This is a genomic window from Desulfosarcina sp. BuS5 (assembly GCF_028752835.1).
Classification (GTDB): domain Bacteria; phylum Desulfobacterota; class Desulfobacteria; order Desulfobacterales; family BuS5; genus BuS5.
The window spans coordinates 2,080,509-2,100,270 of sequence record NZ_CP087952.1 but is presented as its reverse complement, the minus strand read 5'-3'; the positions used below and the strand labels follow the sequence as shown (position 1 = coordinate 2,100,270).

At 41.2% G+C, this 19,762-nt stretch carries 11 protein-coding genes; 2 read left to right on the top strand and 9 right to left on the bottom strand.

The genetic code is table 11. The features are described from left to right. Positions 1 to 8: 8 nt before the first annotated feature. The 4 genes from rfbC to rfbD are packed head-to-tail and all read right to left on the bottom strand — an operon-like array spanning position 9 to position 3,490. The gene (gene rfbC, locus BuS5_RS10310; protein ID WP_027354174.1) at positions 9 to 575 is read right to left on the bottom strand and encodes a dTDP-4-dehydrorhamnose 3,5-epimerase; all 567 of its coding nucleotides are present in this window, start codon (positions 573 to 575) and stop codon (positions 9 to 11) included. After that, positions 576 to 1,451, bottom strand: coding sequence for a glucose-1-phosphate thymidylyltransferase RfbA (gene rfbA, locus BuS5_RS10305; protein ID WP_027354173.1), 876 nt, complete (start codon positions 1,449 to 1,451; stop codon positions 576 to 578). 39 nt (positions 1,452 to 1,490) lie between these two features. Next, positions 1,491 to 2,573: a dTDP-glucose 4,6-dehydratase gene (rfbB, locus tag BuS5_RS10300; protein WP_027354172.1), complete on the bottom strand. Its 1,083-nt coding sequence runs from the start codon at positions 2,571 to 2,573 to the stop codon at positions 1,491 to 1,493. Positions 2,574 to 2,575: 2 nt separating this feature from the next. Continuing rightward, positions 2,576 to 3,490, bottom strand: a complete 915-nt coding sequence (gene rfbD, locus BuS5_RS10295) for a dTDP-4-dehydrorhamnose reductase (RefSeq protein ID WP_198012268.1) — start codon at positions 3,488 to 3,490, stop codon at positions 2,576 to 2,578. A 204-nt stretch (positions 3,491 to 3,694) separates the two neighbouring features. Between rfbD and BuS5_RS10290 the strand changes: the two genes are divergently transcribed. After that, positions 3,695 to 3,925, top strand: coding sequence for a hypothetical protein (locus tag BuS5_RS10290; RefSeq protein ID WP_198012267.1), 231 nt, complete (start codon positions 3,695 to 3,697; stop codon positions 3,923 to 3,925). A 23-nt stretch (positions 3,926 to 3,948) separates the two neighbouring features. Beyond that, the gene (locus BuS5_RS10285; protein WP_027354169.1) at positions 3,949 to 4,626 is read left to right on the top strand and encodes a HEAT repeat domain-containing protein; all 678 of its coding nucleotides are present in this window, start codon (positions 3,949 to 3,951) and stop codon (positions 4,624 to 4,626) included. Between the two features lie 68 nt (positions 4,627 to 4,694). Here BuS5_RS10285 and BuS5_RS10280 read toward each other — a convergent pair whose 3' ends face one another. The 5 genes from BuS5_RS10280 to BuS5_RS10260 form a co-directional block, all read right to left on the bottom strand. After that, the gene (locus BuS5_RS10280) at positions 4,695 to 6,071 is read right to left on the bottom strand and encodes a hypothetical protein (RefSeq protein ID WP_027354168.1); all 1,377 of its coding nucleotides are present in this window, start codon (positions 6,069 to 6,071) and stop codon (positions 4,695 to 4,697) included. Continuing rightward, positions 6,068 to 9,889 carry an Eco57I restriction-modification methylase domain-containing protein gene (locus BuS5_RS10275; protein ID WP_051374840.1) on the bottom strand — a complete coding sequence of 1,274 codons (3,822 nt, stop codon included), beginning with the start codon at positions 9,887 to 9,889 and terminating at the stop codon, positions 6,068 to 6,070. The genes BuS5_RS10280 and BuS5_RS10275 overlap by 4 nt, the downstream gene beginning before the upstream one ends. 9 nt (positions 9,890 to 9,898) lie before the next feature. Further along, positions 9,899 to 13,237: a helicase-related protein gene (locus BuS5_RS10270; protein ID WP_027354167.1), complete on the bottom strand. Its 3,339-nt coding sequence runs from the start codon at positions 13,235 to 13,237 to the stop codon at positions 9,899 to 9,901. A 477-nt stretch (positions 13,238 to 13,714) separates the two neighbouring features. Beyond that, a complete protein-coding gene (locus BuS5_RS10265) occupies positions 13,715 to 18,850 on the bottom strand; it encodes a RecQ family ATP-dependent DNA helicase (protein WP_027354165.1) in 5,136 nt (1,711 codons plus the stop codon). Positions 18,851 to 19,001: 151 nt separating this feature from the next. Further along, a complete protein-coding gene (locus BuS5_RS10260) occupies positions 19,002 to 19,631 on the bottom strand; it encodes an MBL fold metallo-hydrolase (RefSeq protein ID WP_027354164.1) in 630 nt (209 codons plus the stop codon). Positions 19,632 to 19,762 lie beyond the last annotated feature (131 nt).

Genomic DNA, 19,762 nt, shown 5'->3' with positions numbered 1-19,762 from the left:
CTCACCATCTATTCCGACAAAGGGAGAAAGGGCGGCAAGCGCTCAGGATTCACATCTTTAAAGCATGGATGTTGTGCATCATTGTCAGAAAGGAGCGGATCATTTATCGGCCATTCTATTCCAATCTCCGGGTCAGACCAGAGAATCCCTCTTTCATCAGCAGACGAATAGAACTCGGTGCATTTATACGAAAACAATGCGGTTTCACTCAAAACACAAAAGCCATGGGCAAATCCTGCCGGTATGAACAACTGTTGCTTATTGTCGGATGAAAGGGTGGTCCCGAACCACTTACCAAAGGTTACTGAACCTTTGCGAATGTCAATTGCCACATCAAAAACTTCGCCCATGAACACTTGCACCAACTTGGCTTGACTGTGGGGATATTGAAAATGCAATCCTCTGAGAGTTCCCTTTGTCGAAAAAGAGATGTTATCCTGCACAAATTCCGTATCTATACCGGTGGTCCTGTATCTTTCTTTATGATATGTTTCCATAAAAAAGCCGCGACTATCTTCGAATAGATCCGGCTCAATGATTAAAACGCCGGGGAGTTGCGTATTCGTTATTTTCAATTAAAGTCCCTTTCGTTTCAGTAAGCCTATTAAATACCGCCCATATCCATTTTTTAATAATGGCTTTGCAAGCGCTTCCAATTGGCTTGCATCGATATATCCCAGGCGATATGCAATTTCTTCAACACAGGAAACTTTTAAGCCTTGCCTCTCCTCGATAACTTGCATAAAGTTTGCCGCCTGCATTAAACTCTCTTGCGTACCGGTGTCAAGCCATGCAATGCCGCGTCCAATCTTTTTCACATACAAAGATCCCATTTCCAGATAGATACGATTTACATCCGTGATCTCCAGTTCCCCACGATCAGAGGGTTTTAGCCCTGCGGCGATCTCTTTTACGCGATTATCGTAGAAATAGAGTCCGGTGACCGCATAATTGGATTTGGGGTTCACAGGCTTCTCATCAATATTTACCGCCCGATCTTTTTCATCAAAGGATACTACGCCATATCGTCCCGGGTCTTTTACCCAATAACCGAAGACAGTTGCACCATCCTTCAGTCCGGCCGCTTCTAAAAGCTGGGAGGTAAACCCGTGGCCATAAAAAATATTGTCTCCAAGTACCATACAAACATAATCATCTCCGATAAAATCATTACCGATGATAAACGCCTGGGCCAGGCCATCCGGTCTTGGTTGTTCGGCAAAGCTGAAATCAAGGCCCCATTGGGCGCCGTCACCGAGCAATTCTTTGAACAAAGGCAGATCGTGCGGCGTGGAGATAACAAGAATTTCGCGTATGCCTGCAAGCATGAGCAGCGAAAGCGGGTAGTAAATCATGGGTTTGTCATATACCGGCAGCAACTGTTTGCTTACCACTCTTGTAATCGGGTACAGGCGTGTGCCTGAACCGCCTGCAAGGATAATTCCTTTCACTGTGTCAACTCCATTTTTTGGCCGAATTTTTTTGGCGTATTATTCTTTTTTTCTGCTTTGATAATTAAGTTCAATCCATTTACGGTATTCGCCGCTTCGGACAGAATCGATCCATTCCATATTATTCATGTACCAGTCCACTGTTTTTTCGAGAGCATCCTCAAAACGATATTTTGGTTGCCAGTCCAGTTCCTTCCTGATTTTTGTTGCATCAATCGCATAGCGCCGATCATGACCTAAACGATCCTCAACGAAGTTGATCAGGCCACGGCTTGAATCATTGACGGACCGATTCAGGCGGGCATCCAGCAGGTCGCACAGCCCATGGACTATCTCGATATTTTTCATCTCGGCGCCCCCACCGATGTTGTACGTTTCTCCGGGCTTGCCTTTTTCAAGAACTCTGATCAGGGCATCGCAATGGTCGGCAACATAGAGCCAGTCACGTACATTCTTGCCATCTCCGTAAAGGGGAAGAGGTTTTTCTTCAATGATATTCAGAATCATCAAAGGGATCAGCTTTTCAGGGAATTGATATGGCCCGTAATTATTGGAACAGTTGGTTATCAGGGTCGGCAGGCCATATGTTCTGAAATAGGCCCGGACAAAATGATCTGACGCAGCTTTTGATGCTGAATAGGGGCTTGACGGATCATAAGGCGTTTTTTCCGTAAAGTAACCCTCAGCTTCCAGGCTCCCGTACACCTCGTCAGTTGAGACATGCAGAAAACGAAATACTTCAGGCTTTTCCGAGGTCTCCCAATATTTTCCGGCCGCTTCGAGCAATCGAAACGTCCCTTCAACATTCGCTTCCAGAAATGCCTCCGGGCCATGGATTGATCTGTCAACGTGAGATTCCGCGGCAAAATGAACAACGCTTTTGAATTTATTTTCTTTGAAAAGTTTTTGGAGCAATCCCGTGTCCCTGATATCACCGTGAACGAATTTGTATCGTTTTGCCATAGCCGCATCAAGATCATTGAAATTGCCCGGATTGCCCGCGTATGTCAATGCATCCAGATTTACAATATACAAGTCAGGTCTTTTTGAAAGTGTATTGCGGATAAAATTCGTTCCGATAAAGCCGGCGCCGCCGGTGACTAATATGGTATTTGTGGGCATCTTTAAATTGTTCCCTTTGTTAACAAGGCGTCTATTGCGCGAGAAAGACTATTCTCCCAGGGAAGAGGGGTGATGTCAAAAGTATTGGCAAGCGACGAACAGTCAAGGACAGAGTTTGCAGGGCGTCGGGCCGGAGTGGGATATTCCGCAGTTGTGACAGGTTCTATTCTTTTAACTTTTAGTGAGATATGCGGTCTTGCGAGTTCGACAATTTTCTCAGTAAAACCATGCCAGGTGGTTTTACCTTTTCCGCAAAAATGGTATGTGCCCCAAGGCTCTACACCTTTTTTACCGAGATGATTTGCGATTGACAGAATAGCCTCGGCGAGATCAGCTGCATATGTCGGGCAACCATGCTGATCGTCGACCACCCTTAATGTCTCATTCTCTTTCCCCACCCTTAGCATTGTTTTTAAAAAATTGGAGCCATGTACGCCGTAAAGCCAGGAAGTGCGCAGGATAATATGCTCAGTCAGGGTTTTCCTGACTTCTTCTTCTCCAGAAGCCTTGCTATTGCCATAGACTCCCAGGGGAGATACGGGATCAGACTCCAAATATGGATACTGTTTTCTTCCATCAAAGACATAGTCTGTGGAAATATGAATAAGAGGCAACCTGTTTTCAGCACATGATAACGCAAGGCAGGCCGGGCCATCACGGTTCACGGCAAAAGCTGTTTCAGCTTCCGACTCAGCCTTGTCAACGGCCGTATAGGCAGACGCATTAATGACCAGAGATGCATTAGATTCGGTTATTGTTTTCCTTATAGCATTTCGGTCTGTTATATCGAAAATTGGGAGATCTCGTGCTATGATGTTGAAACCGTGCTGTTTCCCTCTTCTGCAAAGCTCCCAACCTAACTGGCCTTTTGATCCGATTACTATAATCCGCATTTTTTTGTTAGTGTAATGAGTCATAATCTTGGCGTTTGAGCCAATTCAGGAGTCCTGTGTATATATATTTTTAGCATATACACCAATAATCTTAAAGTCAACCAAATGGAATGGGGGACGTCAGCGCTTTGTCAGTTTTTTTTTATAGAAAGTGTCTCCAGGAATAATTTTATCTTCCGTCTCAGGAACTATTATGCTATATGATAAATATTAAATAAAGGAGGAATCATGATAACAAAAAAATATGGGTGGGGCGGATGGAAAATGCCTATTTTTAATTTAAACGATCCGGATTATTGTGAATTCGGCTGTCCTGTTTGCATAAACGCCAGAAAAGGGAATACTTTTGCAAAATTTATTCAGCGTATAGCGCTGGCGGTAACTTTTGGAGGCTGCCCATGGGGACGCGCCCGTAAAATGAAATATGGCGTTGAGCCGGATGAGCAGATTCCACAATAGAGATTTTTACAGGAGAAACATTAATGACATTTGAAACAAAAAAAGAAGTCCTTGAAAAAATATTATCAGAAAAAAAACCTGTTTGTCCCAATTGCGGCATGGAAATGAAACTCTGGGAGGTGCCGCCGGTCCCCTTTGGCGACGGCCTGGGATGGGGTGTCCCGTATCTGTTTTTATGTTTTAATGATGAATGTCCCATGTATAAAGAAGGATGGGATAATATTCAGGAAAACTTCGGGCATAACGCATCCTACAGATGTATATGTTATCCGGGCACGGAGCAGTTTGAATGCATACCTGTTTTCAGTAAAGTGGGCGGGACCGGTCAGATTATTGATGATGAGGCTGTTTTGCAGCAGGAGATGTTAAAGGAGAGTATTAAAAAGGGATTTTCCATTCTTGCGGATTGTTATGTTTCGAAAGATTATGTTGCTGTCTTAAAGATGCTGCTTGATAGTACCGAGCCTGCCAGGGTTCGGCTAAAAGCTGCTGAAATGATAGGTGATATAGGAGAACTGGAAGCGATAGATCCTATCAGAAACCTGAAGTTTCCCAATGAGCCAATTCAAAAAAAAGTTGATGAAGCTATTTCCAAAATACACGAAAGGTTTTTTACCAGGGAATGCCCCTTTTGTGCCGAGATAATTAAAAAAATGGCTAAAATATGCAAGCATTGTCAAAGGGATGTCGCAGGCAAGTGAAGTGTATCCTTCATTATTATCTGCCCATCACTTTTTCAGTTGGCGACCTCGTTCCTTTGCCATTTTCTCTATTTAAGTAGTTTTTTCAATTTCGCAAGGTCGGTCATTGCCTGTTTTAATTCTTCCGAATAGACCGGCCTGTTGTCATTATGGCTTAAGGGGTTGAGAATATGCTTTCTGTCGGAATTAAGCTTTCCCAGTATTGATTTATTCTCACCGGAGCTTTTTGTAATTGTTCTGCCTACAAGGCTTGCAAGATCCAGATCATTGCAGTTTTTGTCAAGCTGTTCCCTTGGCGTTAAATATGATTTCAGGATTTTTTCAAATCCTTTTCTTAAAAGCAGCGCACAGCAGTCGTAATCCTTTTTTGCAAAATACTCCTTTGCCCGTTCAATTTCCGATTTGCCGGATTTTAAAATCGGTTTATGAATATCTTCCGAATCATCAAGGTATAATTCAAATTTTTTCCAGTCCATCTTGTTTTTGTACAGCTCAAACAATTCCTTGTCATGGGTAAAGAAAAATATTTGGAAATCCGTAAATTCTTCTTTCAGGATGTTTAAAAGCTTAAGCCTGTTGCTCATATCAAGGCTGATCAGCAGGTCATCCAGAACAAGCAGCTTGATGCTCTCTTGCTCCAATCCTCCAATAAGTCTTTTTATGGATGCAAAATAGATTGAAACGGCAAGGGCTGAGAGGCGAGCCTCGTTTAAAAACGAATGGTAATTTTTAATCTGATTCTCTTTAAAATCGATTATCATATTGATAACCGGCTCGGCTCCGCCGGTTTCATCATCAATTATAACCTTGTAATCAAAGGAGTCTATCCTGATATCATTATCAAAATAGCTGTGCATCAAATGATTGACATTTGCCAGCAACTGACCGTCAACTACTTTTTTTAATTCGTCAAAATATTTATTCAAATCCTTTATATCGGATAGAACGGTCTCGTTGTCTATTGGATAATCTTTTAAAAGCTGCCTGAACATACCATACAGATTAATCTCTTTGTTACCCGGTTTTTCCGAATAATGAACTTTCAGCAGTTTTTTGTAATCAAGCATCGGCCTGAAAACCGACAGTCCTTTAAGAAAGTCCACATAATCAGGCAATTCTTCGGTATCTTCGGTAATGGTAAATTCAGTTCCATTTGTAAAACCGAATTCAATTTCTATTTCTCCGGTTTCATTGAAGATATTGCGACTATCTTCTGCAAGGTTTTCGATTTTTTCTCTGGTCAGCAGTTCAAGAGCCTTATAGATAGATGATTTTCCGCTTCCGTTTTCTCCATAAACAAGAAGATTTTCTCCGTCAACCAAAAGTTCAAATTCACCATAAAAAAATTTATAGTTTACAAGCTTTATTCTGCTTATCCTGAGCGGTGTGCCGTATGCTTCCGATGCTTCAGCCACCTTCAGACTGTCCAGTCTTTTATCATTCATTTTTTTGCTCCGCTTACAATTTTAACAACCTCTACGGTTCGCCTATGGATAAGACCGCGAAAAACCGTTTTATCCTCATTGCAGAATTTAACAAATTTTTCTATATACTCTTTTTTAAAATCATCCGTATCATTTTTTTTAAAGGGCTGCACTACCCCTGTGATCCTGTCGGTTATATAACAGTTTGCCTTTTTCATTTCTTCTTTAAAATAGAGATCATAAACCATTCCGTCGATTACGGATTCGAGGGTGGAAGCTTCTGATTCAAAATTATTCTTTTTAGCAAAGAGGATACAGTCAACGATGATTTCAAAGGGTTTTTGGGATTCAGAGGGGATTTTGGGGATGGGAAGATGTTCAATGAACATGGGTTTATACTCAAAATATCCACCATTCCTCGTTACACCTCTTAAACGAATGTAATGGTCACCTATAGAAGAATTTAAAACGGACAATAAATATTTACTTCCTGAAGTTATAAAGGGGCTTGGAGCATTTATGTATTGCCCCTTTTGTATAAGATTAAACTGAGAATGAAGCGCAAGATTGCCCCATGCAATTTTTTCTTTTTCAAATTCCTCAATGTATGCACAGTTCCTCAAATTATAAGGTGTCACTCCTTTATCCTGTCTTTTTTCAAGTTTTTCCAAGAATTGATCTAAATACTTCTTTATTATTGGATAGTCATCTATTTCTATTGGCGGAACTCTTTTTTGAATTTTATCGTCGAAATAACCATTATTTGTATTTATCAACCACAAATCCGCAAACTCAGCCTTATACCGTTTAATATCCCTGCCCCTTAAAATCGGCTTTATAATCTCCGCATTTTTGGGATCAGCCGCTATAAGCTTGTCTTTTTTAACGCCGTCAATAATAAAGGCTTCATTAAAGCCTGTTTTTATTCCATAATTAATAGAAAGATCCCAGTCTTTCAGCGGTGTGCCGATTTTTTCGATTCTTTTTTTTATGGCATATTCTTCTTTTGAGGAGATTATCCAGCTCTCTTCGTTCAGGTTATCAAGTTTTATCGAATGTTGCGTCATATAATCAGATATACTGATATTTTCTGAATAATCCTTTCCTATTGCACAGGCGTTTGTGCTGTGTCGGTTTTTATTTTTTCTAAATATAAGGATATTTGTATCAACGGTTGCGCTTTCAAAAACTTTGTAGCCGCCAAAATCTATCAGAATCAGCGGGTTGGTTTTTTCTGTAAAATACTTCCGTGTTTTTTTGCCGTAATTTGCCCGCATCCATTTATTTGAGGTAATAAAAACCAGAACGCCGTTATCACGCAGCAGCATATTGCCCCTTTCATAAAACAGGCAATAAATATCGCCTGTTTTTACAAAAGTTGCAAATTTCTGCTGTTCCCAGTTTTTTTGTTCCTGCTTGCCGCTGAATTTTTGAATCTGCACATAGGGCGGATTTCCGATTATAATATCAAAACCACTTTTTATCCCAAACATCCACTCCATATCGAAAAAATCGGCAAAATGATTCTGGTCATAAGGATCCCAATCTGCGAGCATTTCAGCCGTGTCAGACGGCCAACCGGAATCTTTAAGGATTTGTGCGATTTTATGACGGATTTCCTTATCTTCTTTTCTATATTTTCTTTTTGTTCTCTGGGTTTTTGCATTAAAATGCTTATGTCTTATATTCAATAATTCCTTTTCCAGATCTTTTGTTTTAAGATCAGCAAAATTGCCCTGTTTTGGCTTATCGATCCCTATCAGCGTATTTGCCGCCACAAATTTTGTCTCCAGATTCGGTAGCGGTTTTATGCCAAGATTCTCTTTCTCTTTATCAATATTCTGTTCAACGACAAGTGAAATAAAAAATCTGAGCATACTTATCTGCACGGCAACCGGCTGAATATCAACGCCATATATGGAGTTTTCTATCAAGAAAAGTTTTCTTCCGTAATCGGATGTATTAAGATCAAAAGCATCTTCAATCTCCCTGAGCCGCTGATGCCTTTCCTCCTTATCTCCCAAATTATAAGCGTCTTCCGTATCTTTAACAGCCTTTTGTTTTTGCAGGTCCAGCCAGATTTTGTTGCTGTGATCAAGTTTATTTAAAATAAAGACCAGCTTATGGAGTACCCCCATGGGAAAGGCGCCGGAACCGCAGGCCGGATCAAGTATTTTTAGTTCTGAGATGGCTTTAACTATTGTTAGAACTTCCAGCTCATTAAAGGCATGCTCCTTTTCCGTGTATTCAAAAAGAATATCAAGGCCGGTTTTAATATCGTCTTTGGTCGCAGTATTATCGATTTTTCTTGATACAAGGTCGGACAAAGCGGCTTTCAGGCTTTCATCCACCATATAATCGACTATCTCCCTGGGAGTATAAAACGAACCGGTCTGTTTTCTGGCTGTTGTTTGTGTTTCAGGATTGTATGAGGCGAGCAGGTTTTCAAAAACTTTGCCAAGCAATTCAGGGTCGAGCGCTATTTCTTCTTCTATGGGCGTATTTTCAGCAATTGTAAATTTATATTTTTCAAGAAGTTTTATAATTCCTTTTACTGTATAATTTTTATTTTTTGTGCCGTATGCTTCATTTAAATCATAATCATGCTCATCATCAAAAAAAAGGTTATCCGGAACTTTAAGTTTGTTATCATTCCGGTCGGAAAAACCATCTATCCTGACTATTTTTTCACTGCCGCGAGGTGTTTTTTGAGTTGGGTGGGGTTTATCCAGACACTCAAAAAGCCCTCCGTTTAAAAAGGGGATATTTTTAAATAGACTTAAAATTTCATTATCGTTGATTACAAACAGATTTTTATATCTGTAAAGGGTGGTTATATTATAATTTTGACCGTTCCTTCTAAATCCTCTTTTATCCAGTGTCTGGTTCAAGGTGGCAAAAAAGAGATTCTGGAGGATTGCCTTATAAAAGGTACTCTCTTTTTTGTCATTAAAATTCAATATTCCATCAAGTTTTGATCTGTCAAAAAGTCCTTTTGGAACAAGTCCTTTCTCTTTCAAAAACCAGACAAAAATAAGTCTTGTAAGCAGTCTGATAATATTGGTTGCGTTTCTGACATCCCTGTCTTTTTCGTCGTCATCAGGAAACCCCACATTTTGCACTGCCCAGAAATACCAGTTGGCAAGCTCTTTATAGAATTTTTTGTTCAGTTCAGAGCTGTCCAGAGTCTTTTGCCATGCATTATAAAGCCCTACAAAGTTTGTGACGGCATATTTTTTTCTTAATTCCTCCAGACTTAAATCAAAAAGTATCTCAATATGCGCCCGATGAGTATTATTGATATTTATATCTTTAATAAGGGTTACTTTTTCAAGTACATCCCGGGTGTCATCTTTTTTATGCAGCCTTCTTTTAATCACCGACAGGGTCAAATATTCACCGTATTTAAAAAGAACCATAACCGGCATTGGAAAGACCTTGTTTAACTGTCTTGTAATATCGGCCAGCTTTGTCCGGCTGTAGTCTGTATTTTTCAATTCTACTGCAAAAAAGAGGTAGGCTTCTATAATAATGTTATCAACCTTGCCGGTATCAAACAGGGATCCCTGACTGCTCATTTCAGCTTCTGTAAGCTGAAAAAGCAGTTCAATTCTCTGCCAGTCAGCAGCAAGAGCCTTTTTTTTGAATTTGTCTAAATCAGAGATATTATCATTGCCGTCAATAAAACTATTACAAAAACCTTCAAAGGTCGGACTATCAAGCCTGCTTTGTCTTTCTGTGTTGTAGCCGAGAATTTTAAAAAGGTTGATACTGCCGTCAAAAAGATTGTTCTTGCCGAATCCGTTTATTGCACTTTGTATTTTCTGCTTGATCTCCATTTCCATTTCCTACCTGATAATCAACCAGGTTATAAGCTCAAAATGTTCGCTTGTTCGGGCATGCTTTGTTTTTGGAATAAGCAGGGCGCCTCTGCTTTGGGTAAGTTTTATATTTACCTTTTTCTTAAATACGGAATTAATCTCTTTGACAGCGATTTTTAATAATGTGCTGTATTTTTCCATTTTTGATCCATTATCAGTTTCATTATTAAAAACATCACACAACTTTTCATAAGGCGTATCAACTCCTGCACTTAAAAGCCTGAAAATTTCAAGAATCTGTTTAACATGGGTATAATTAAAACGGACAGTGCCATCATCCCGGACATAAACCAGAAAATAGGGTGATAAGGGGTTTACAGCTTCATTTCCATCTGTATTACCTTTTTGTTTAAGGCAATAGATAACACCGGGTTTAATTATTTTTTTTGTGCTCTCGCTTATATCCGACAAACCGGCATTATTGACATGCCGGTTTTCAGGCGCCGGAACTATTGCATAAAGGCCAAAAGGCGCATTTTCAAGTTTTTGTCTGTTATTTTCTATGTAATTGGAAAGTTCGATCCTGAAATCATCAAGGGTAAATTCACTTAGAGAAATATTTTCATCCAGATCTTCTAAATCAAGAACCTCTTTTTGCAGTTTTTTCAATTGCCTGTTTCTAAATTTCAAGTCATCTTCGATTAACTCCTGGATTTGATCTGTTTCAAGAAGGTTCTCTTCACCGGTTGCCGCAATATCAACCAGCGCCATTCTTGCTTCAACCCTGTCTTTAAGATTAATATAATTATTCAGATCATCCGTCGGCCAGAAATTTACAAGCTGAATTTTTTTATTTTTACTGCCCAGTCTGTCAATCCGCCCAAAGCGCTGGATTATCTTGACCGGATTCCAGTGGATGTCATAATTAACAAGATAGTCGCAATCCTGCAGGTTTTGCCCTTCGGAGATACAATCCGTGGCTATTAAAATATCTATCTCTTCATTTTGAGGCATCTCTTTGATTTTATCCCTGTTTTTAGAGACAGGAGAAAAATTGGTTATGATGTGGTCAAACCTGCTTTTCCCAAGGGTAGTTTTATTTGCGCCGCTTCCGGCAACAAGGGCAATATGTACGTTTAAATCTTTACCCGCAAAATTTTCAAGATTATTATAAAGATAATTTGCAGTGTCAGCAAATGCTGTAAATATAATTATTTTTCTGTTATTTTCATTAATCGGATTTTTTATTTTTCTGTTTATCAGCTCTTTTAATACCGCAAGTTTATTATCTCTTGCCGGTGTAACTGCCTGGGCGGCTGTTTTAAGAAGAGACAGGGCGTCTTTGTCGCTTTTTAAATCTTTTAACCATAAAGCCAGGTTTAAATGAGCAAGGTTAAAGAGCAATTTTTTGCCGATGCTGTTGGCGTCATTAAGCTCCTCATCATCTTCGTCATAGATTTCAGGCGGCTCTATTTCTGATGAACCCGGGGCTGCGTTTTGATAGTTTTTGATTTTATTTTCCAAATCGGTAATTTTTTCTATTGTTCTTTGCATGGAAATTTCAAAAGATTCAATAGAGCTTTCAAGCCTTTTGAGAAAATTTACTTTCATCATTCCAATCAAAAAATTTTCCCTTGCCTCCTGGGAAAAAGCGGCAACCGCCTTTCCGGCTTTTGCCTCATAATGACTTTTCCAGTCCTCTTTTACATAAAATGATGGATTAAACAAAGAAAGCTTATATGTCATTATCTCTTTATTTATTCTGTCATATGACGGAAACTCATTTTTAATATCAATATCCGGCGCTTTTGAAATTACCGGCACTCTTTTCGGAAATGCTCCGATCCGCTTCATTTCATTGCGGTAATAGGTTTTGATATGCTTTCTGGAGCGGGCGATGGTCAGCGCATCGAGAATTTTAAAAAAAGAGGAATCAAGTCTCTCAAGCAACTCTTTGACATTGCGGGTTGAATTTTTTTTCGGGTCGGCCCAATGCGTAAATACAGTTTGTGCGTTTTTCATTGTCCGGGCAATATTTTTTACACCTGTGTTTTCATAAAATGCATCATCCTTGCCGCCTGAAATAAAATAGAGCTGGTTTCTTAAATCTTTCAGGTTATTATTAACCGGAGTGGCCGAAAGCAGAAGTACTTTAGTATTGACACCGGAATTTATAATATCATCCATCAATTTTTCATACCTGCTTTTCCTTATTATATTTCCGTCTTCGTCACGCTTGCCCTTGGTATTATTTCTGAAATTATGGGATTCATCTATTACAACAAGGTCATAATTGCCCCAGTTTATTGTTCCAAGATCAATATTGCTGATAGAACGGCCTGACTCCCTGCTCAAATCAGTATGACAAAGAACAGTATATCCCAGCCTGTCATCCACCAGAGGGTTTAACAGGCTGTTGTTCTGTGCCTGGTAGATAGTCCAGTTATCGCTCAGTTTTTTCGGGCATAAAACAAGCACCTTATTATTAAGCAGCTCGAAATATTTTATAACCGCCAGGGCTTCAAATGTTTTCCCAAGTCCGACACTGTCGGCAATCACACACCCATTATGTTTTATAATTTTATTGATTGCGCCTTTAACAGCATCTTTTTGAAATTCATAAAGCATATCCCAAACTTTTGTTTCAAAAAAACCTGTTTTTTCATCTAACAGGCCCCACTGCTTTTGATCTGACAAAAACTTGTCAAACAGGTGATAAAGCATCTTAAAATAAATAAATTCAGGATCATTATCCGCGTAAAGCTGTTCAATATAGCTGAGCACTTCAGCTTTTACATCTTCCACCAGACCGGTATCATCGTTCCAGATCTCTTCAAACCAGTTAAACAGGTCTTTTCTGTCTCTATCATCAGTTATTTCCATATTAAGTTCAATGTTTGAGTTTTTTCCCAAACCAAGGCCGTTAACCGTAAAATTCGAGCTTCCAAGAATAGCCTTTTGAACGCCGTTTTTGTTTATAATATGGTACATCTTGCCATGCAGGAAATTTGGCTTTACCATTGATTTAATATTAACTTTATTTTTTATCCAGTCGCTGCATTCTCTTGCTACAGACTTTTGCTGCAATCTTTTTTCAAGTGGAATTACAAGGTTGTTATCTTCGATTTTAAATTCTTTTTTATCTGTTTTTAAAGGATCAATGGCTTTAATAAAAGTCGGTTCCCCAAATAAAAAATCAAGTGTTTCAATATTGTCTAAATTATCCTTTAGGTGCTGATATGCATAAATTGTAAAATATGCTGATAAAATAGAAAGGCGGCTTTCTTTTTTAATTTGCTGCTTCAGGAAATCTCCAATGCAACCCCGTGCATGATTATCTTTTATTGAAGAAGGTATGCTGTTCATATTTTTTCCTTATCATCAATGCTATAAAACCGAAAAATCATCCGGATATTTTTTTATCAGTTAAGGAACAATTTGTCGATATTCATTCCATGGGAAGCCCCAAAGTATGTCTCCATTATTATTAAAAATTATTTCAAGGCCAATTTTATAAAATTTGGTGCGAAATGAGGAACATGTAAATGTGGCCTGAAGATAAGATGCCGAAAAATAAATATATTTCACGCCCTTTCAGGGCTGATAGAAGTTTTGATTTGCACGGTTCGGCATCCTTCAAATTTAGTTTACACTTTTTAGATATTGCTTATTGCCTGGTTCCCATGCTCCAGCGTGGGAACCCCACATGGTATGCGTTTCCACGCTGGAGCGTGGGAACGATAAAGCGAGAACCGTTAAAAGTGTAAACTACTTTTGAGTATTAATGAAGGATGCCCACGGTTCCTATAAATTTTCTTTGCGCCTATCACTATCTGCCCATTACTATTTGCCCATCACTATCTGATACAGGCCGGTAAACCATCGGCCTCTATTTTCGCTGGCGGTCTCCTGGTTGTCTGATTCCATCTCCTCGCTCCATTTTATTGAAGCCAGAAAAATGATCTTTTCTGTTGTCATTCCTTCCGACAGAAGCTTTCCGTACCTTGCGGCGCCTTTGGCGGAAAGTCGCGCTATGGGAAAAGTCCGGCAGTAGATTGTATAGTTATGGTCATGTTCTTTTATGAACAAGCCGCTGGAGTTACCCGGTTCAAGTCCTGCCAAAATTATTTGGGACTTTTTTTTAATTTTTTTCCACGCAGGAAAAGATATTATAATATCAGTAAGTTCAAGTTCCCAAATTAAAGTGTTTAATGAATTTTTGTCGTCTTCCGTTATTACCGGTTTTACTGTTTTCCGGGTTACCTGGCCGCAATCCGTGATCTCATTGATAAAAGGGTTATCGGTTTCATCATTATACAGGCAGAAAAGCCGCTGCATGGCACGAGTCATGGCAACATAGTAAAGGCGTCTTTCATCCTCCAGACCCTTCTTTATAAGGGGCATAAGGGGCTGACCGGCAATAATGACCACGGGAAATTCGAGCCCCTTGGCCATGTGCATGGTGGCCAGCAGGATCTTTTTATCATCTGCCTGAATCAACTGCCGGGGATCCCGGGCGGCATCATAAATATAATCAATAAAATTTCCCACAGGCAGCCGTGCGCCTGCTATTTCAGCCAGATAATTCTCCAGGATAGATCTGAAAGTCCCGAGCCAGATATTATTCTTGGAAAAACCGCTATCCTGAATCAGCCCGCATATAAGGCTGTTTAATGTTTCAGGCTTCAGGATCTGCTGCCGGCAGGAGCCCAGAAGATCCAGCAGCAAAAGGAACTCCCTGGTATAAACAAGCGGTAGCCTTCTCGGGCGAATGCTTTTTACCGGGATGGACATATTGCGGGCCATTATCTGAATTGTGTCGAGCTCTTTGTTGGTGCGGCAGAGGATACATATTTGAGAAGGTGTTATCGATTTATCGGTTTTCAGGAGATCTTCTGCCAGCAAATCTCCTGCCAGCTCTATGGCAGCCCGGAAGGTTGAGACCGGGTCAGGGCTTTTGATGATCGTAACCTTTTCATCTGCAGCAGGTTCCTCCGCCCTGGCAGACGGTTTTATGGGGGTTGTTTTCATCCGGTCTTTATTGTTTGAAATTAAAGCATTGGAGGCTTCAATAATCGCCCCGGAAGATCGGTAATTTTCCGTCATATAGACGATTTCGGCATCATAATCCTTTTGGAAGCCGTGAATAAATTTTACATTCGATCCCTGCCAGGCATAGATGTTCTGATCGTCGTCGCCGACCGCCACAAGACTTGGCCGGCGGCCGCTATCTTTTTCATTCCGGCCGGCCAGAATTGATAAAAAACGATACTCAAGTTCGTTGATATCCTGGTATTCATCCACCAGGATATAACGGAGCCCTGAAAGGATGGTATCTCTCCATCCCAGGGCTCCATGATCCAGACCCGATTCTTCCGACAGAATCTCCACCGCATCTTTAAGAAAACCGCTGAAAAAGGCGGAATTATCTTTATCTGAATTTCGGACCGCTTTTAAACTGCCTGTTATTGAGAGAGCCAGGCTGTGATAGGTCCGGATGCGCACCGGACCGGCTTCACGGCCGATCAATTCTTTCAGTCGCAGCTTAAGCTGGGTCACTGCGCTTCTGTTAAAAGCCAGGGCCATAATATGCCGCGGCATAACTCTTTTGACACGGATAAGATATGCTATCCTGTGAACGATAATACGGGTTTTGCCGGAACCGGGACCGGCCACGATCAGCAGATTTTTATAACGGGGCGAGGCAACCGCTTTTTCCTGAACAGGACTATCAAGTTCTGTGACTATTTTGTTAAATGATGTCCGGGTGGTCGGCATTTCCAGAAATTTTAATTCTCTGTCAAAATAAATTTTTAAAAAAGCGTCTTTTCCGGTTGAGAAATAACTTGTAACAAACGCCAACGCCTTTTTGACGGTCTCCATCGCATATTCTGCGTATCTGCCGATTATATGTACCTGGATGATTTTTTGCTTATGAAATTCTTCCAGGGGCAGGAATTCGTTTTTGGTAAATCTTTCGTTTTTGTTCGCTGTTACTTGTATCGTCATGGCCGGTCTGAATACACTCAAACCGCTCTGTAAACAGATGGCGCGCATTGTATGCAGCGCCAGCAGAGCCTGCTTTATTTTCTCATCGGTCTTGTCCAGGTGCCTGGTGGAAAGATCATCTTTTAATGCCATGCTCAGTTCGCCGCTTCGGAACGAAACCAGCAGATCCCGGCCCCGGAGTTCCACGGAAAGTTTGGCCAGAAGATGCCGCAGAATAACCATGCCGACCGACGTTCTTGTATGAACCGCCTTTTTTATAGCCAGCCAGTCTGCTTTGAAAAATATTTTGTAGGTATCCTCCCCTGTTCTTGTACGGCGCAAAAGATTATCCTGGCTCATAAGTTCCAGCAGCAGCAGAATCCTGTCCGGCCGGGCCTTAATATCCTTTTCTTCATTCATGATCCTGCAGATCATGCCGGGTCTTATAATCGAGAAGCTGTCTGAATCCATATCAGGATGTTCTTCTTCCATAATGGATAATAATGATTGCTCAATGCTCATATATTTCTGAAAACGTTTCAGGGAATCATCTGCAACGCCTTTGTGAACATAGGCTGTCATGTTGATATCATGATTAATGATTCCGGCTTCACGCATGGAATGTATGACGGAAATCAGTTTTTCAGGCTCAATGCCGGTTACCAGAGACAGATTATCGGTATTTAACAGCTCTTTCCGATCACTCTGAAAGAGAACCTCCAACAGTCTGAGCCAGTTTCCAGATTCTTTTGAGGATAAACGGAGTCCGGATATTTTCTCCCTGGCCAGAGCCATGTTTTCGACCATTACCTGTCCCTGGACAACCTGGGTCCGGTTGTCTCCTCTCAACACCTTGCCGCTTTTTTCGAGCCAGGCCAGGGCGGTTTTTACCTTGGTGTCATACATCGGCTCATCCATGGAGATATCGGTCAGGTTCTGCTCATCAATTTCATCTGTTCTTAAAAGTTCACCGCTTGTAAGCACCAGATTTTTTTCCGGATTTTTGGCAGCAAGATGTTTTAAACCCGTAAGAAAACCACTGATATCACGCCATTCAAGCCGGCTGAATGAATTAAGTTTAAACTGGGTCTCAAGGTCCTCGGGATCAAAGAGGAGCACGCAAGTCGCAGGTTTCCGGTCACGCCCTGCCCTGCCCGCCTCCTGGAGGTAATTTTCCAGGGAACCGGGAATGTCTGCATGAATCACCACCCTTATATCCGGCTTATCAACCCCCATTCCGAAAGCGTTGGTAGCCGCTATAACCTTGAGTTCCCCAGCCAAAAAACTTTCCTGCACCATGCGCTTCTCTTCGGGTGTCCGGCCGCCGTGGAAATAATCGACTATCCATCCTTTTTCCCCCAGGCTTCGGCTGAAATCTTCCACCCTGGCGCGGGTGGAAGCGAAAATAATACCACCGCCGTCAACATCCCCTTCCCCGAAAACATCCGATAAAATATTATGGATGATTTCGGCTTTTTCACTGTCGATGACATTTTCCACCTGATAATTCAGGTTTGTTCTCTCATGACCGCCTTCGAAAATAACAAGCTCCAGGTCGAGTTCAGCTTTAAAATAAGTACGGATTTCATCTATAACCTCTTTTTTTGCGGTTGCGGTAAAACAGACTATCTGGGGAATTTTGGAAGCGCCGCAAGAATTATATTCAGTCAGAAAACGGGATATATAAAGATAATCGGTCCTGAAATCATGTCCCCACTTTGAAAAGCAGTGGGCCTCATCAATCACCACCAGGCCGAGTTCCCTTTGCCTGATAACAGATTTGACGATGGTGTTGCGCAACTGTTCAGGAGCCAGCCAGAGAAGATCTATGTCGCCCATGCGGACGTCTTCCAGGGTGCGGCTCCTTTCAAGCATGGTGAGCAGCCCGTTGATTGTGCCGACATTGATAATCCCCTTTTTTTTAAGCCCGTCAACCTGGTCTTTCATCAAGGACTGCAATGGAGATATAATCAGAACGAGCTGATTGCGCTGCCTGGCCTTCATCAGGCCCGGAAGCTGATAGCATAAAGACTTGCCCGCGCCGGTCGGCAGCACCGCCAGACAGCTCCCGCCCCGCACGATCTCTTCCACTATTACCTTTTGCATTGAAGGAGATTCATTTTTTACAGGCAAAAAATTGTCAAACCCGAGGAATCGTTTTAAATTCAGGTTAAGGTCATAATGTTCTTTACAAAAAACGCAATCCTGCTGCAGGCAGGGTGTTGCTCGAAGAGAATCGAGTAAAGCGGGAATTGACGGAAACTGGTGCCTTATCCAGGGCGGCAAGACCGAATTGTCACCGGCTACCTGAACCCAGGCCAGGGCATAAGCAAGACATACAGCCGATTTCGGAGTATGCACCGCAAGATCAAACACCTCCCCTGCCCTTTTAAGGCAAACTTTCTCAAAAGTTAAATCGAGCCATATCTTGCGCACCTCCAAACTGGAAGTGGCTTGATCGCCGGTTATTTTGTGAAACAGGACCCCATAAAAATCATCAGGAAAATAGAGGGAAAGCGCCCAGCCGTAAAAACCGGCCAGACTGTTTTTCATATTTTTAAAGGCATCTACCTGATCAATAAAGAGTGTGAAAGCGGCCTTTGCATCTGCAACCGGATCATTGACGGATTCTTTGACGATTTTATAGTCTTTTACAAGCCGGTGGTATGGATTTCGTGGAAAAGCCAGGGGAGATAAAAAGAGGGTATCGATTAATGGAATGGATAAAAGATTAAGATCGGGGTGATTTTTTTTAAGCCAGACAACATCATAACGGCTTATGTTGTGCCCCAGGAGAAACGGGGCATTACAGCAGAATTGATCCAAAGAATTTAAAGCCCGGCCCTCGTCGAACCTTCCCTTAAAGCAGAGGCTTCTATCCCCGGTCAAAAGATCAATCGCCCCTATTTTAAGAAGGGAGTTATCGGACGGGTTGATTTCCAGATCCAGAGCAACCCCGCCCCGTAGAATTTTATTCAGTTCATAGCTCATAGTAAAAACAATTTTCTTAAGAGCTATAGACCGTCAGATAATTAATTTCACAAGGCCAGAGGGAGGAAGGCGTATTATAATACTCCGACGACCGATAACGCAGTGAAATTATTTATGTGACGGTCTATATAACCTATTAACTATAATTTATTCAAGTAAAGAGATTATTTGCCTTTTCATATCCAACAGTTGAATGCCTCATTGGGCCGTAATCATGCCCGGGCCATACTATTGTCTCATCCGGAAGCGTGTAGATTTTTTTATGAATCGACTCCCCCAGGGTTTTTATTGAGCCTCCCGGCAAATCGGTCATCCCCACCGCCTCGACAAAAAGAGTATCCCCTGTAAAAATATTTCCGTCAAAATATATACATATGCTTCCAGGGGTATGTCCGGGAGTATGGATTACTTTTAATTCCGAATCTCCGATATTGATAATATCACCATCCTCAAGCAGGACGTCCGGCCCAGGTGAACCTTTGCCTCCCAGCATTCTTGAAAAAGCGCTGTTTAACATTCTACCCAGGGCTTTGGTATCGATTGAATGTATCAGCAGCCTGGCGCCTGTTGCCGCAATGATTTTTGCATTCCCGGCGGTATGATCGGAATGACAGTGAGTATTTATAAGGTGGGTCACGCGATATCCGGCTTTTTTTACCATATCGAGTATTTTTTTTGTCTCAAAAGCAGGATCTATAAGAGCACAGCTCTTTGTCGCCTCGTCACCTAAAATATAACAGAAAGTATCCATAGGTGTTAAGCCTATCTGTATAACTTGCATGCATATCTCCCAGAAAATTATTTAAGAAAATTATTTAATTTTACTTATAATGCTGAGTACTTATAAAAAGTTAATATAAGTGTTCCTTTAACAATTTTTTGCCTTGAAAATAGGCACAATATCAAGCTGAT

Coding starts and splice junctions, on each gene's coding strand:
- rfbB (WP_027354172.1), bottom strand. CDS start 2,573: ATGCCCACAAATACCATATTAGTCACCGGCGGCGCCGGCTTTATCGGA.
- rfbD (WP_198012268.1), bottom strand. CDS start 3,490: ATGACTCATTACACTAACAAAAAAATGCGGATTATAGTAATCGGATCA.
- BuS5_RS10290 (WP_198012267.1), top strand. CDS start 3,695: ATGATAACAAAAAAATATGGGTGGGGCGGATGGAAAATGCCTATTTTT.
- BuS5_RS10285 (WP_027354169.1), top strand. CDS start 3,949: ATGACATTTGAAACAAAAAAAGAAGTCCTTGAAAAAATATTATCAGAA.
- BuS5_RS10280 (WP_027354168.1), bottom strand. CDS start 6,071: ATGAATGATAAAAGACTGGACAGTCTGAAGGTGGCTGAAGCATCGGAA.
- BuS5_RS10275 (WP_051374840.1), bottom strand. CDS start 9,889: ATGGAGATCAAGCAGAAAATACAAAGTGCAATAAACGGATTCGGCAAG.
- BuS5_RS10270 (WP_027354167.1), bottom strand. CDS start 13,237: ATGAACAGCATACCTTCTTCAATAAAAGATAATCATGCACGGGGTTGC.
- BuS5_RS10265 (WP_027354165.1), bottom strand. CDS start 18,850: ATGAGCTATGAACTGAATAAAATTCTACGGGGCGGGGTTGCTCTGGAT.
- BuS5_RS10260 (WP_027354164.1), bottom strand. CDS start 19,631: ATGCAAGTTATACAGATAGGCTTAACACCTATGGATACTTTCTGTTAT.